This window comes from Affinirhizobium lemnae (genome assembly GCF_022968395.1).
Lineage (GTDB): Bacteria > Pseudomonadota > Alphaproteobacteria > Rhizobiales > Rhizobiaceae > Neorhizobium > Neorhizobium lemnae.
Window position 1 is genome coordinate 19,564 of record NZ_JALJQZ010000038.1, and the last position, 14,945, is coordinate 34,508.

Sequence of the window (14,945 nt, forward strand, 5' to 3'; positions counted from 1 at the left end):
GAGAAAAATGACACGTAAGGAAAAGGCCAATCGTCTGAACAAACTACGTAAACATTGGCACCGCGCCAATAGGCAAGAGCGGCTCCAGTTTCTAAGCGAATTGAGGTCGCAAGTCGAAAATCCAAACCTGGATCGCAGCACCTTGGGACTAGAAGATGAAAAACGGGAACCGATAGCGAATGGTCGTTACCTGCTTCCCTCTGCAGTCGGCCGTATCGAAACTATACTGCGCGATCGTAAGATCGGACCTGCCGAACTGGTCGCCGAAATTGGCTTTCCGGAAGAAACCATGGCTATGACAAAAGCGCTTGCCCGCGGCAGAAGTCTTCGGCTGATGATGATTTCAGCGCTTGCAACCTGGCTGAACGACAATGAGGCGACAGCCCCTGCCAGTCAGCCAGACAAATAGAAGCAGCGCGCTCAGAAATCGATGGCGCGTCCGTTTATTTCCCAATCGCCGAACCGCGCCGGGTCCGCACCTCCGCGACCGCCATGCTCGACAGGCAGATCGACCTGCATCTCCCCCTTTCGACGTTCCTCCGCTTCGCGCAATGCACGTTGAGCTGCTGGCGACAGGCTCTTTATGCGTTCTGGTATCGCCGCATCGGCTGAAGTTGAGATTTCATTGTCGTTATCGGGTGCGGGCATGGCTATCACATCCTTGTTTCAGATGGTCGAAGATCAAACCAGTTGAAATGAAGGTTCAGTTCACCACATCATTTAGGCCTGTTCTGCCGCAGTTTAAAGGCCATTTTGGACGTCTGGAAGGTCATGACGATGAATACGATGCGCACAGCCATGCTATTGGCGTTCATGACAGCCCTGTTCATGGGGGTCGGGTTTATGATAGGTGGCAGAGGTGGGATGATGATCGCCTTCCTCATTGCAGCTGGGATGAACCTGTTTTCCTACTGGAACTCGGACAAGATGGTCCTGTCTGCCTATCGGGCACAGCAGGTGGACGAAAGCAACGCGCTGGAATTCTTCCGCATGATCCGTGATCTCTCGGCCAATGCGGGTCTGCCTATGCCCAAGGTCTACATTTACGAAAGTCCTCAGCCGAATGCGTTTGCCACCGGACGCAATCCCCAGAACGCAGCGGTCGCCGCTTCGACAGGCCTTCTTGAACAATTGACTCCAGAAGAGGTCGCCGGTGTGATGGCGCATGAACTGGCACACGTGCAGAACCGGGACACCCTGACCATGACAGTCACAGCTACATTGGCTGGCGCCATTTCCATGCTCGGGAATTTCGCGTTCTTTCTGGGTGGCAATCGTGAGAACAACAATCCGCTCGGCTTCATCGGCGTACTGGTCGCAATGATCGTCGCGCCCTTTGCGGCAATGCTGGTGCAAATGGCAATCAGTCGGACGCGTGAATATTCTGCCGATCGGCGAGGCGCAGAAATCTGCGGTAACCCGCTCTGGCTGGCATCCGCCCTTGCAAAGATTGCGGGCGCTACCCAGGTCATTCACAATGCAGATGCCGAACGAAACCCGGCAACGGCCCATATGTTCATCATCAACCCTCTCTCGGGCGAGCGCATGGACAACCTGTTTTCAACACATCCGAACACAGAAAATCGCATTGCCGCTCTGCAGTCCATGGCAGCCGAATTCCGTTCGTCTCCCTCGACGCAAACCTTCACGGCTGCTAGACCGAGCCGCACAACCCGTTCGGTGCCCAACACGGGTTCCGCGCGGGGCAATGACGAACCGCGCAAAGGTCCCTGGTCTTGAACGAAGATACGCAGAACAAGAAAAACAAGCCTCAAGGCCGTTCGGCGGTTCGCCCATCAAGACCATCTCCCGCGACCCAGGACGCAAAGCCGGGTCTGGACGTTCGGGTCGCTGCCTCCAAGATTCTTGCTGCTGTCATCGACAAACACACCCCTCTGGACGGAATGCTAGACGCCGGTCATGGCAATCCTGTCTATCGGGCACTGAGCGATGCAGACCGCGCCCTCTGCCGGGCAATCATCAACGCCACATTGCGCCACCTGCCGCGAATTGAAGCCGCCTTGGCCGGAATGCTTGACAAGTCGCTGCCCGAGGGTGCTCGGGCGCTCCAGCATGTGCTGACGACCGCTGCGGCCCAGATCCTCTATCTGGATGTACCATCTCATGCGGCGGTGGATCTCGCCGTTGAACAGGCCAATCGCGACCCTCGCAATCGTCGCTTCGCCAAGCTGGTCAACGCGCTTCTTCGTCGCATGGTGCGGGAGCGAGATGCTATCCTCGAAGACGGGCGAGACATCTCCCCGATGCCGGCGTGGTTCCTGAAACGGCTTGCTGCAGCCTATGGGCCCGAAACAGCAAAAGAAATCGCCGAATCCCAACTCACGCCAGCACCTATCGATCTGACGGTGAAGAGCAATCCGGAAAACTGGGCAAAGCGGCTGAACGGTCGTCTTTTGTCGACCGGGACAGTTCGCCTTGCTGCATTCGATGGCGCCATTCCGTCGCTGCCGGGCTTCGAGAATGGGGAGTGGTGGGTTCAGGACGCCGCGGCCAGCATACCCGCACAGTTGTTTGGCAATGTTCAGGGCAAGCGTATTGCCGATCTCTGCGCAGCCCCAGGCGGAAAGACGGCTCAGCTTGTCGTACGCGGCGCAAAGGTGACCGCCGTCGAGCAATCGGCAAATCGCGCCAAGCGTTTGGCGGAAAACTTTGGAAGGCTCCATCTGGACGCCGAGGTCATTCACACAGACCTGTTTGCATTCGAACCAGATGAATTGCTCGATGGCGTTCTGCTTGACGCACCCTGCTCGTCGACCGGGACCACCCGCCGACACCCTGACGTCCTCTGGACCAAGGGCGTTTCAGACATCGAGAAGCTTGCAGCCCTGCAGGCAAAGATGTTGCGGCACGCCATCACGCTGGTCAAACCCGGCGGCCTGATTGTCTTCTCCAACTGTTCTCTCGACCCGCTCGAAGGCGAGAACGTCGTTCGTGATCTCTTGGCCGAAACGGATACCATAGAGCGGGTGCCTGTTTTAAAGGCGGATTGGCCAGGCCTGGAAGATGCCATCAATGAATTGGGCGAATTCCGAACCTCGCCCGCTATGCTTCCGGCCCAAGATGGCTATGCAGGCGGCATGGATGGCTTCTTTGCGTGCATCCTACGGCGTCGGTAAGATTTTCTTCACCATAACACGCCAGACTCGATCGCCAGCGGTGCGGCCTGTCATGCTCTTTGGAGAGTGATGTGGCACCGGGCGATTCCAGCTCAAACGATAAACGCTTGTATGTTTGGGATCACCTAAAAACAATTCGGTGGAGCGTTTCGGGCGATCTGTTCCTGTCGCTTGGCATGCGCTTTCTCGTGCAACTCGGTATTCATGATGCAATTGGCGGAGCGCCGCATACGTTTATCTCTCGGACTTTTGGAGACCCGACGACGTCTCGGTCGTCGTCTGGCAAGTCTCTGCATGTCCATCGGTAGAACGTCACAGGGCGTTCCGGATCGTCTGATTGTCGCTCCTACCGATTTGCGCGCTATTGATCCCTTTATCGCTGAAGAGATCCTGGCTGGCCGGTTTCCGCTGGCCGGACGGTTGATGGAAGTCGAAAACGATTCGCCCTTTCTGCAGCATCTTCCGTCAAAGGCCTTTGCCGAGCGTTTGCATGCTTTTTCCTGGATGCGCCACATGCGCGCGCTCAAAACGGCCAAGGCACGCAACCAAACGCGGGCCATCATTTCGTCCTGGCTCGCAATCCACGGTCACCACACAAGGGGTATTGCATGGGAACCACACATAACAACCGAGCGGGTAATCGCCTGGCTGTCCCATTCGCCTGTGGTCTTGAATGGTGCGGAGGCAAGCTTTTACCGCCGCTTCATGAAGAGCCTCGCCTTTCATCGGCGTTATCTTCGCAAGATTGCATCCTGCGTCGGTGAGGGAGAGGTAAAGCTGCGTATCCATATCGCGCTTGCGATGATGTCGCTTGCCATGCCATCTTCTGCCAAGCTGGTGCTCAAGGATGGTCAGAAGCTGGATCGCGAGCTGGAGAGACAGGTCTTGGCGGACGGCGGCCACATCTCCCGCAATCCCCGCACCGCACTGGAAATCCTGCTTGATCTTTTGCCGCTGAGGCAAACCTATATCAACCTGGGGCACGATGTTCCCACCAAACTTATCCCCACGATCGACCGCATTTATCCGGCATTACGCTTCTTTCGCCATCAGGATGGAGATCTCGCACTTTTCAATGGAGCGACAGCCACCCCGGCTGCCGAACTTCTCGCAGCCCTGCGTTACGACGAAACCGGTGGCAAGCCATTCAAGGCGCTTCCTCATAGCCATTTTCACAGGCTCGCCGCCGGTGAAACCACCATCATCGTCGATACGGGCAAGGCTCATCGGCTCGATGTATCGCAGACTGCCCATGCGGGTTGTTTGTCGTTTGAAATGTCGGCTGGCAGAAGCCGGTTCATCGTCAATGCTGGCATGCTACGCTTCGCAAGCCGCAGCTACCGGTTGATGGCACGGTCGACCTCAGCACACTCCACGATCACACTTGGCGAAACCTCCTCGTCGAGAATCCTGCAGTCGAACTTGCTGGGGCCGCTCATTCTAGACGGAATCGAAGAAGTCACCGCGGAACGCTGGGAAGACTCCTACGGCAACGATTGGTTGAAGGCGAGCCATGACGGCTATGTGAAGCCCTTCGGCTGGGTGCACCGGCGCGAGATCGGGCTCGCAGCAAAAGGCAACAAGATCAAGGGACACGATCATTTCTTCCGTCCCGAAGATCAGATCGAACAGCGTCATGACGAGAGCCTCACCGCAACCGCCCGCTTCCATATTCACCCGTCAATTCTCCTGACGAAATTGCATGAAGACACGGTCATGCTGGAGGGAGCGGATGGTGAAACCTGGCTTTTCTCGGCACCCGGACAGAGCGTCGATATCGAAGACGACATCTTTTTCGCCGATGTGACCGGCATCTGTCCCAGTCAGCAGCTGGTGATCGAATTTACCCTGCCTCAAACGACAGATCTTCGTTGGATGCTAAAGAAACAAGGGTAGAACTGATTCGCATTCCCTCGAAGGTCAAGCTGTGCTAGGCGGCGCGCATGAAAAAGGCGCCAGCTGACGGGCGTCCCACCTGAACGGAGTGACCGATGGCCGTTGTTTCCAAAATGATCCCTGCCCCTGACAAAGTGAAGATCCGCACAGCGCTCTTGTCCGTCTCGGACAAGACCGGCGTCGTGGAGCTCGCACAGGCCCTCAGCAGCCACGGTGTACGCCTTCTTTCAACCGGCGGCACCTTCAAGGCGCTGGCGGCAGCCGGTCTCGACGTCACCGACGTGTCGGAAGTCACCGGCTTTCCTGAAATCATGGATGGTCGCGTCAAGACCCTGCATCCCGGTGTCCATGGCGGCCTTCTCGCCATTCGCGACGATGCGGATCACGTCAAGGCTATGAATGACCACAAGATCGGCGCAATCGACCTTGCGGTCATCAATCTCTATCCGTTCGAAGAAGTCCGTGCCGCAGGCGGCGACTATCCGACCACAGTCGAGAACATCGATATCGGCGGTCCGGCCATGATCCGTGCAGCGGCCAAGAATCATGCCTATGTAACGGTGGTGGTTGATCCGCAGGATTATCCGCAGCTCATCCAAGCACTTGCAACAGAAGACGGCCAGACCGCCTATGCGTTCCGCCAGAAGATGGCAGCCAAGGCCTATGCCCGTACCGCCGCCTACGACACGATGATTTCCAATTGGTTCGCTGAAGCCCTCGACATCGAGATGCCGCGCTACCGCACACTCGGCGGGGTTCTCTCGCAGGAAATGCGCTACGGCGAAAATCCGCACCAGTCCGCAGGTTTCTACCTGACGGGCGACAAGCGTCCGGGCGTTGCGACCGCTTCGCTCATTCAGGGCAAGCAGCTTTCCTACAACAACATCAACGATACGGATGCAGCCTACGAACTGGTTGCCGAGTTCCCTTCTGAAAACGGTCCTGCCTGCGCAATCATCAAACACGCCAATCCCTGTGGTGTCGCGATTGGCGGCTCGCTGGTGGAAGCCTATAAGCGGGCACTGGCCTGCGACAGCACCTCTGCTTTTGGCGGCATCATTGCCCTGAACCAGACACTTGATGCGGCGACGGCAGAAGAGATCGTCAAACTGTTCACCGAAGTCATCATCGCACCGGACGTAACGGATGAAGCCAAGGCCATCATCGCCCGCAAGCCCAATCTGCGCCTCCTGGCCGCGGGTGGCCTGCCGGACCCGCGTTCACGCGGCCTGACCGCCAAGACTGTTTCGGGTGGTCTTCTGGTCCAGACCCGCGATAACGGCATGGTGGAAGACCTCGATCTGCGCGTTGTGACCAAGCGTGCGCCAACAGAGCAGGAACTGATCGACATGAAGTTCGCCTTCAAGGTGGGCAAACATGTGAAGTCCAACGCCGTTGTCTATGCCAAGAATGGCCAGACGGCTGGCATCGGTGCCGGTCAGATGAGCCGTGTGGACTCTGCCCGAATTGCCGGTCTCAAGGCCGAAGAAGCCGCCAAGGCCATGGGCTGGGCTGAGCCTATGACGCGTGGTTCTGCTGTTGCGTCGGAAGCGTTCCTGCCCTTTGCTGATGGCCTTCTGTCCATGATTGCGGCAGGCGCAACCGCCGTCATCCAACCAGGCGGCTCCATGCGGGATGAAGAAGTCATTGCCGCCGCAAACGAGCATGGTGTTGCCATGGTCTTCACCGGCATGCGTCACTTCCGTCATTGATATCGGTTAAAGATCCCGCGGCCGACAGATCAGCGGCGGGATCTTTTGACTGCTGTCAATCAGGCGATTTGGCGGGATAGCGTGTTGCAAGAAGCAGCAGAAATCCGGCTCCGAGAAAAACGATCAGGGTAGCCATACCGAGACGCGCGGACCCCGTTGCATAGGTGACAATGGAAAACGACAGCGTTGCCAGAAAGCTGGTGGCGCGACCGGAAAGCGCGTAAATTCCGAAATAGCGTCCCGCCTCGTCGACAGAAATGCTCCTGGCCAGATAAGAGCGTGAAGACGCTTGAACAGGTCCGAACGCGGCACCGATCAGAACGCCGAATAGGAGATAGGCTTTTTCTGCCGACGTGGCGAAGGGGCCTCCGCTATCGACCGCAGGCAGCGAGACAAGACCGAAGATCGTATAATCGACCCCGGTCGAGACGATGCCGGTCGTGGCAATGATCAGGAGGACGAGGCTCCCGATCACCACGCGCTTTGAACCCATGATGCGATCCAGGCGTCCGGCGATCAGACAACTGAAGATGGCCACAACATTGATCAGTATCCCGAAGAGCCCGATTTCCAGCGTTGCCCAGCCAAACATGCCAGCCGCAAAGGCACCGCCCAGGATCAGCACACCGTTCACGCCGTCCTGATAGAGCATGCGGGCAAGGAGGAAGCGCAGGGTCATCCGACGGCGGGTGACGAGTTCAGCTACTGTGCTTTTCAATTGTGCGACACCCGCCCGCACGGCCTGGCGCATGGGAAGGCCGCGCGCGGCATCCGGCGTGAAAAGGAACATCGGCAGGATGAAAATAAGATACCAGAGTGCTGCAAGTGGCCCTGTTACGCGCGCATCTTCACCCTGAACCGGGTCGAGCCCAAAGAGAGGCGAGAGACCGAGGAGTGTCTTGCCGGTCTTTGGGTCACCCGCAAGGAAACCTACGACAAGGATCAGGACGATCATGCCGCCGAGATAGCCGAGCCCCCACGACGTATTGGAGATGCGGCCAACCTCCCGCTCCGGTACCAGCCGCGGCATCATAGAATCATTGAAGACGATGGAAAATTCCGCTGCGATCGAGGCCAGGATCATGAAGGTGACGGGCCATAGAAGCGACGAGCCCGGCGCCGCAAACCAAAGCATCGAAAGCGATGCAATCTTGATCAGCGCAAAAAACAGGATCCATGGCTTGCGTGCACCTGATTGATCCGCGATCGAACCCAGCACCGGCGACAGAACGGCGATGATGATCGACGACACCGTTGCCATGTTGCTCCACATGGCCTGTGCCGAGACCGGATCTTCGGTCAGTCGGGCAACGAAATAGGGGCCGAAGACAAAGGTCGTGACAACGGTAAAAAAGGGCTGGGCTGCCCAGTCGAACAGCATCCAGCCCCAGATTCCGCGGGAAGAGGCACGTGTCTCCATCCCGGTTTGCGAAGTGCTCACGCGTCCATCTCCAAGCAGGCATTGTCAGCGACGCCGGAGAGCCGCCCTCCGGTCCGGCCACGGCGATAAACCGAAGCCGGACCTGAAGATCCTATAGGATCACCGAACCTGCGATTGGGCAAGATCGGTAAACAGGCTCGCCGCGACCATCATCTTCGCCAGCGACGTCTCACCCCCTTCGCTCAGCGCCAGCAACTCGCTGCTGATGCGGTTCAAACGAATACGGTCACTCGACAGCCAAGCCTCCAAAGGACGCTTCTCGCTTCCATAGCCAGCGAGAGCAGCGGACACGATATCGCGTCGCGCTGTTGCGATCTGTTGCAGGCTACGCACCAAAGCAAGGTTCTCGTAGTGATCCGCCGGGCTGAAACGCTCGCCCGCATCGAGGAAGCGATTGACCCTGAAGGTATCGGTTACGCTGAAGTAGACTTCGGTCGCCCGAGCGAGTGGCGCACCACTGCGATCGGAGATCAGCATGATTTCTGGCACGAGAACGAGATTGGGCAGAAGATCCAGTTCGGCCGCCAAGTCCGCGGGTACACCCTCAGGCCAGTCTGTTGCAGCAATCGCCGTCTTGGAGATTGCAGAACGCAGACTTTTCAGACCGGAACGGATATTCTGGACAGCTTCCGCCACAGGCAAGGTGGTCACGCCGGTCTGCAGGATGAAAATGGTAGCGCCCATGAAGATCTCGCCGATACGCTCATAGAGATCGTTCTGAACTTCGCCATCCAGCTTTGTATCCAGAGCATCAACCGCTGCCCACAGCTTGGGCAGGTCGAATGCATCGCGGGCGATGAATGCAGCCTTCACGGCATCCACCAGACCACGACCGCTGATATCGCTCATCATCTGCGCGAAGCCGGGGCCTCCGCGGTTGATGACCTCGTTGGCAAGAATGGTCGCGATGATCTCGCGGCTCAGCCTGTGATTGGAAATATCCTCGGCAAATGTCTTCTGCATCTGCTTGGGGAAATAACCGGTGAGCATCGAACCGAAGTAAGGATCATCCGGCAGTTGGCTCGCCACGATCGCATCGAACAACACGATCTTGGAGTAAGACAACAGAACGCCGACTTCCGGCCGCGTCAGCGGCTTGCCGCTCGCATAGCGATCGGCAAGTTCGGCATCATCCGGCAACATTTCCACCTTGCGGTTCAGCTCGCCACGGCTTTCGAGCGCAGACATCAGCCTTGCAAGCTCCTCCCGGTTTCGCACACCACGGCGTGCCGTGAGCGAAATCGCCAGAGACTGCAGATAGTTGTTGCGCAGAACCAGATGACCCACATCCTCCGTCATGGAAGCCAGCAGCTTGTCGCGCTTGTCACGCGGCAGGCGACCGTCCTGCATGGCAGGGCTGAGAGCAATCTTGATGTTCACCTCAACGTCAGAGGAATTCACACCAGCAGAGTTGTCGATAGCATCCGAGTTGCAACGTCCACCGTTCAGCGAATAGGCAATGCGGCCCTTCTGGGTCACACCAAGGTTGGCACCTTCGCCGATGACCTTGGCGCGCACTTCGCCTGCCGTGACGCGGATCGGATCGTTGGCGCGATCACCCACTTCCGCATCCGTTTCAGAGGGCGCCTTGATGTAGGTGCCGATACCACCGAACCACAGGAGGTCGACAGGGCTCTTCAGGATCGCCGTCATGATCTCCAAAGGTGTGGCTACATCCTTTTCGATATGGATGGCAGCCTTGGCCTGTGGGGTCAGCTTCACCGATTTCTCGGAGCGCGAGATGATCATCGCACCCTCAGACAGCACGGACCGATCGAAATCCTGCCAGCTTGAGCGCGGCAGGGCGAACATGCGCTCGCGCTCCTTGAAGGTCTCTTCAATATCCGGGTTCGGATCAATCACGATGTCTCGATGGTCGAAAGCGGCTATCAGCCTAATCTGCCGCGACAGCAGCATGCCGTTGCCGAACACATCGCCCGACATATCTCCCACACCCGCCACGGTGAACGGGGTCGACTGAATATCGATATTCATTTCGCGGAAGTGGCGCTTGACGGCTTCCCAGGCACCACGCGCGGTAATACCCATCTTCTTGTGGTCGTAACCGGCAGAACCACCAGAGGCGAACGCATCGTCCAGCCAGAAGCCTGCTTCCTGCGCCAAGCCATTTGCGGTGTCGGAGAAGGTTGCAGTTCCCTTGTCAGCAGCCACTACGAAGTATGGGTCGTCACCATCCAAACGCAGCGTATCGGCAGGTCCAATAATGTCACCGCCGACGATATTGTCGGTGATGGACAGCATCGTACGAATGAAGGTCTTGTAGGCATCGCGGCCGGCGTTGAAGAACAGATCGCGCTGTGCTGGCGAAGGCAGCTTTTTCGGGAAGAAGCCACCCTTCGCACCAACCGGCACGATAACGGCGTTCTTGACCTGTTGCGCCTTCACGAGGCCGAGCACTTCCGTGCGATAGTCTTCACCGCGGTCGGACCAGCGAAGACCACCACGTGCTACCTTGCCGAAGCGCAAGTGCACGCCTTCCACTTCAGTGCCGTATACGAAGATTTCGCGGAAAGGCAGAGGCTGCGGCAACCCTTCCAAGCGGCTGGGGTCCAGCTTGAAGGCAAGAACAGCCTTCGGCTTTCCATCGGCATCCTTCTGGAAATAGTTGGTTCGCATCGTGCTTTCGATGAGATTCACGTAGCGACGAAGCGTCCGGTCGTCGTCCAAGTTGGGAACGGCAGTGAGTGCGCCTTCGAGTGCTGCGTGATGATCCGTCAGTTTGCGTTCGCGCTGCTTGTCGCCAATGCTTGGATCGAAGCCGTCCCGGAACAGTTCGAAAAGGCGGCGGCTGATTTGCGGATAGCGCGCGAGGGTATCCGCGATATGGGCCTGCGAGTAGACGATGCCTGTCTGGCGCAGATAGCGGGCGAAAGCACGCAAGACATTTGTCTCGCGGACGGATAGCCCGGTGAGCAGAACCAGTCTGTTGAAGCTGTCGTTATCGACGGCACCGGAGAAGGCGGCGAGAAACGCCTCCTCTACCAGTGGCGCTTCTTTGACCATATCGATGGAGCGCTGTTCCGTGAGTTCCAACTCCATGTCGTGCACGACGATGCGCTTGCCATCCGCCTTCAGGAACAAATCGAACGTCCGTTCGCTGACGACCTGGAAGCCAAGATTTTCGAGAAGCGGAACACGGCGCGATAGAGCCAGATGTCCTTCCGCATGGAAAATCTTGAGGGATAGGACCTTGCGTCCTTCCTCCACAAGCTTACGCTCATAGAGAGCGATACGGATGTTTTCACCCTGCCCGCAGGCCAGGATATCGTCCAGATCTTCTACCGTTTCTGCTGGTGTGAAAGCTTCCTGGAAGGCATAGCTCGTTTCCAACTGCGGCACTTTGGGGCCAGCAAGAGCGACAAATTGCTCTTCCCAAGGTGTCGAGATGTCGCGAATCGCATCTTCGAGCTTGCTCTGGGCGACGCGCGGCGTCTTTCCATCGCGTCGTCCAATGATGAAGTGTACGCGCGCGGTGCCGCCTTCCGGGAATGCCGGGTAATAGGCTGAAACATGCCCCTGGAACACCTCGGTCAGGTAGTGGCCGATCTTTTCGCGAACGACCGAGTCATAGTTTTCACGTGGAACATAGACAAGGATGGATACGAAGCGATCGAAGTGGTCGATACGCGCCAGAGCACGCACGCGCGGACGCTCCGCCAGTTCCATGATCTGCTCGCAGTAGCGCGCCAGAAGATCCGGATCGATCTGGAACAGGTCGTCGCGCGGATAGGATTCCAGCGTGTTCTTGAGCATGCGTCCGGAATGGCTCAAGGGGTCGAAGCCGAAATGATCCTCGACCTTGGCGACCTTCTCCCGCAACAGCGGAATGTCGATAACAGAATGCGTATAGGCGGTCGCGGTGAACAGACCGACGATCCGCAATTCGCCGGTCACCTTGCCCTCAGCGTCAAAGCGCTTCACGCCCACGTAATCCATATAGGCGCGCCGGTGAACTACGGATTTCACATTGGCCTTCGTGACGATGAGATAATCCGGCCCCTGAAGAAACTGCAGGATTTCCGGCGTCGTGGTCACCTTGTCTTTGCCCTGGCGCAGAACCAGAACATCGGGATCGGAGAGAATTCCAAGACCACGACCCTTTCCGCGCTCGACGGTCGCGCTTTCGCCATCGCCGGAATAGATATATTCCCGCATGCCGAGGAAGATGAAATTTCCGTCACGCAGCCAGCTCAGGAAATCCAGAACCTCCGCGCGCTGCATCTTGCGGCCACGCGCCACATTGTCCGGAAGTTCGCTCATGGCAGCGTCGAGAAGATCCAGCATCGGCTTCCAGTCGCTGATCGCCGAGTGCACGCGATCCAACACCTGACGCAGCCGTTCGATGAGCGATTCGGCCTGCTCATCGCTCAAAAGCGCCAGATGGATCTGAATGAAGCTGACATGCCGTGCATTGGCCTGACTGCGCTCATGCGAATAAAGCTTAGGAGATGAGCCTGGCTCAAAATCCAGAATAGGATGAACCGCGAGCGTGATATCGCGATGGGTGCTGGTCACCTCTCCCATGACGGAATCGAAGAGGAAAGGCATATCCCGGTCGATAATGGTGAGGATGGATACACGCTGGCCATTGGGCTGAACGTCGTCTGAGGACGAAACAGTGATCCTGGCCGCATCGCCCTTCCAGGCCTTCAGCTCTTCGCTTGCGTGAAGCGCGGCGGCAGCCAGCATCTCCGGCGTATAGGCGGCGATATCATCGTTACTCGCCCGCCCGAACAGGATTGCCGGATCGAGAAGGACCCCGCTATGGTCCGTCAGCACAGTTTGCGCCAACTCGATCTGCTTTTCCCGTTTCGGATTTTGCCTTACGGCCATGATTTCCTCCCATAGAGTTGTTTTTTGTATGAGATATTGAGGAATTTCTTGAATATTGCAGCCATATCAGAGCCGCATGGCAGCCTTTGGACAAGTTTTGGCAGAATTCAATACGTTTTCTTGGCGCGATCGTCGTAAAATCGATTCAACAGGTTCGAAAGGGTGTCGTATTCGATGAAAAACGATCAAAGCGCGGTCATTGTGATCTCAAGTCACGTGATTCGGGGTTCCGTCGGCAATCGTGCGGCTGTGTTCGCATTAGAGACCATGGGAGTTCCGGTATGGGCCATGCCGACAGTCCTGTTACCTTGGCACCCGGGTCACGGTCCATCGACCCGCATGGTGACACCACCTGACATCTTCGAACAGATGATTGATGACCTTATTGGCAGCCCATGGACGGGAGAGGTTAAAGCCGTGCTGACCGGCTACTTTGGTCATCCGGATCAGCCGGCCGCTGTCGCGCGACTGGTCAACAGTCTGCGTCAGAAAAATCCCGATCTGTTCTACGCCTGTGATCCGGTCATTGGCGACAGAGGCGGTCTCTATGTACCTCAGGCGACAGCAGAAGCGGTTCGTGATCATCTGTTGCCGTTGGCTTCCCTGGCAACGCCCAATCGATATGAACTTGCCTGGTTCGCGGAAGCGGACCTTGACACCAACAGCGCCATCATGGACGCGGCAATCGCGCTCGGTCCTTCGCGAATGCTGGTTACGTCAGCTGTCTCGATGATGGCTGGCGGCACCGGTAATCTTTACATCAGCGGCAACACCGCTCTTCTGGCGGAACATCGACTGATTGATAACGCACCGAACGGGCTTGGCGATCTGCTCTCCGCCATCTTCCTGGCTCGATTGCTTTCCGGCATGTCCGAAGAGAAGGCCTTGCAACTCGCAACTGCCAGCGTCTTCGAGATCCTGGCACGAACAGCCAAACGCGGCAGCGACGAGCTTGGACTGGAAACGGACTCTGCGAGCCTGTCAGCGCCGATGGCCATGGTGCAGATGCGACATCTTATGCACCCATCACGGGCAAAGCGGCGGTGAATGTCGGCGAGGTAGATCTCCAGACCTCAATTATACCAGCGCATTTGTGATTAAAAGACAAAATTGTTGAGCAAGCCCCGTTACGGGTTTAAGCGGGAGGCATTGAATTCATCTGAAGGATAAGCCTGACCATGAGCGATTTTCCCGTCTCCCTGCTGAAAGGCTACGAAGACTTCATGAGCGGGCGATATGTGGAGGAGAGCGGGCGGTACCGCTCACTCGCCGAAAAGGGTCAGAAGCCGCACACCTTGATGATTGCGTGCTGCGATTCGCGGGCAGCACCGGAAACCATTTTCAATTGCGGGCCGGGTGAACTTTTCGTCGTGCGAAACGTCGCCAATCTGGTCCCGCCATACGAGCCGGACGGACAGTTCCACGCAACATCGGCTGCCTTGGAATATGCCGTACAAGCTCTGAAGATTCGCGATATCGTCGTGATGGGTCACGGTCGCTGCGGCGGCATTCAGGCCGCATTGGACCCAATGGACGAGCCCCTGTCACCGGGCGATTTCATAGGCAAATGGATGGGCATGCTTCGCTCGACTGCCGACCAGATCCCCGGGACGGAGATCATGACGCAGTCAGAGCGCCAGACGGCGCTCGAGCGCGTTTCAATCCGCAATTCGATTGCGAATCTGAAGACCTTCCCCTGCATCCGCATCCTGGAAGAAAAGGGCAGCATGCGTATTCACGGGGCCTGGTTCGACATCTCGACCGGCGAGCTTTGGGTCATGGATGGAAAGACCGGCGATTTCATCCGGCCTCAGGCATAACGACCTCCAAAGTCATAACCTCCACCAGAGGTGGAGGTTTGAAACGCTGCGCTTGAACCGCTAGAAGCGGTTTTGCTATAAGTTA

The 14,945-nt window shown here is 57.4% G+C and carries 10 protein-coding genes; 7 read left to right on the forward strand and 3 right to left on the reverse strand.

The window, feature by feature from the left end; translation table 11 throughout:
• The first annotated feature begins 7 nt into the window (after positions 1–7).
• Positions 8–409, forward strand: a complete 402-nt coding sequence (locus MUU53_RS18335) for a hypothetical protein (protein WP_247262176.1) — start codon at positions 8–10, stop codon at positions 407–409.
• Positions 410–420: 11 nt separating this feature from the next.
• Here the strand turns inward: MUU53_RS18335 and MUU53_RS18340 are convergent, their stop codons facing one another.
• A complete protein-coding gene (locus MUU53_RS18340; protein WP_247262177.1) occupies positions 421–648 on the reverse strand; it encodes a DUF1674 domain-containing protein in 228 nt (75 codons plus the stop codon).
• A 129-nt stretch (positions 649–777) separates the two neighbouring features.
• Between MUU53_RS18340 and htpX the strand changes: the two genes are divergently transcribed.
• The 4 genes from htpX to purH all read left to right on the forward strand — a co-directional run bounded on the left by htpX (position 778) and on the right by purH (position 6,745).
• Positions 778–1,740 carry a zinc metalloprotease HtpX gene (gene htpX / locus MUU53_RS18345; protein ID WP_247262185.1) on the forward strand — a complete coding sequence of 321 codons (963 nt, stop codon included), beginning with the start codon at positions 778–780 and terminating at the stop codon, positions 1,738–1,740.
• Complete coding sequence (locus tag MUU53_RS18350) at positions 1,731–3,137, forward strand: RsmB/NOP family class I SAM-dependent RNA methyltransferase (RefSeq protein ID WP_377307185.1); 1,407 nt, start codon at positions 1,731–1,733, stop codon at positions 3,135–3,137. The genes htpX and MUU53_RS18350 overlap by 10 nt, the downstream gene beginning before the upstream one ends.
• A gap of 207 nt (positions 3,138–3,344) precedes the next feature.
• The gene (locus MUU53_RS18355; RefSeq protein WP_377307186.1) at positions 3,345–5,033 is read left to right on the forward strand and encodes a heparinase II/III family protein; all 1,689 of its coding nucleotides are present in this window, start codon (positions 3,345–3,347) and stop codon (positions 5,031–5,033) included.
• A gap of 95 nt (positions 5,034–5,128) precedes the next feature.
• Positions 5,129–6,745, forward strand: a complete 1,617-nt coding sequence (gene purH, locus MUU53_RS18360; protein WP_247262180.1) for a bifunctional phosphoribosylaminoimidazolecarboxamide formyltransferase/IMP cyclohydrolase — start codon at positions 5,129–5,131, stop codon at positions 6,743–6,745.
• 55 nt (positions 6,746–6,800) lie between these two features.
• Here the strand turns inward: purH and MUU53_RS18365 are convergent, their stop codons facing one another.
• Together MUU53_RS18365 and MUU53_RS18370 are read right to left on the reverse strand one after the other, a co-directional pair.
• Positions 6,801–8,165, reverse strand: a complete 1,365-nt coding sequence (locus MUU53_RS18365; protein ID WP_247262186.1) for an MFS transporter — start codon at positions 8,163–8,165, stop codon at positions 6,801–6,803.
• A gap of 120 nt (positions 8,166–8,285) precedes the next feature.
• Positions 8,286–13,040 (reverse strand): NAD-glutamate dehydrogenase, encoded by a 4,755-nt coding sequence (locus MUU53_RS18370; protein ID WP_247262181.1) that lies wholly within the window; start codon positions 13,038–13,040, stop codon positions 8,286–8,288.
• 174 nt (positions 13,041–13,214) lie between these two features.
• Between MUU53_RS18370 and pdxY the strand changes: the two genes are divergently transcribed.
• Both pdxY and MUU53_RS18380 read left to right on the forward strand, forming a co-directional pair.
• Positions 13,215–14,087, forward strand: coding sequence for a pyridoxal kinase PdxY (gene pdxY / locus MUU53_RS18375; RefSeq protein ID WP_247262182.1), 873 nt, complete (start codon positions 13,215–13,217; stop codon positions 14,085–14,087).
• Between the two features lie 131 nt (positions 14,088–14,218).
• Complete coding sequence (locus MUU53_RS18380; protein ID WP_247262183.1) at positions 14,219–14,860, forward strand: carbonic anhydrase; 642 nt, start codon at positions 14,219–14,221, stop codon at positions 14,858–14,860.
• The last annotated feature ends 85 nt before the right edge of the window (positions 14,861–14,945 follow it).

Excerpts from the sequence above, each read along its gene's own strand:
- MUU53_RS18340 (WP_247262177.1), bottom strand. The coding sequence starts at position 648 with ATGCCCGCACCCGATAACGACAATGAAATCTCAACTTCAGCCGATGCG.
- MUU53_RS18355 (WP_377307186.1), top strand. The coding sequence starts at position 3,345 with ATGCAATTGGCGGAGCGCCGCATACGTTTATCTCTCGGACTTTTGGAG.
- MUU53_RS18380 (WP_247262183.1), top strand. The coding sequence starts at position 14,219 with ATGAGCGATTTTCCCGTCTCCCTGCTGAAAGGCTACGAAGACTTCATG.
- MUU53_RS18370 (WP_247262181.1), bottom strand. The coding sequence starts at position 13,040 with ATGGCCGTAAGGCAAAATCCGAAACGGGAAAAGCAGATCGAGTTGGCG.
- pdxY (WP_247262182.1), top strand. The coding sequence starts at position 13,215 with ATGAAAAACGATCAAAGCGCGGTCATTGTGATCTCAAGTCACGTGATT.
- htpX (WP_247262185.1), top strand. The coding sequence starts at position 778 with ATGAATACGATGCGCACAGCCATGCTATTGGCGTTCATGACAGCCCTG.
- purH (WP_247262180.1), top strand. The coding sequence starts at position 5,129 with ATGGCCGTTGTTTCCAAAATGATCCCTGCCCCTGACAAAGTGAAGATC.
- MUU53_RS18365 (WP_247262186.1), bottom strand. The coding sequence starts at position 8,165 with ATGGAGACACGTGCCTCTTCCCGCGGAATCTGGGGCTGGATGCTGTTC.
- MUU53_RS18335 (WP_247262176.1), top strand. The coding sequence starts at position 8 with ATGACACGTAAGGAAAAGGCCAATCGTCTGAACAAACTACGTAAACAT.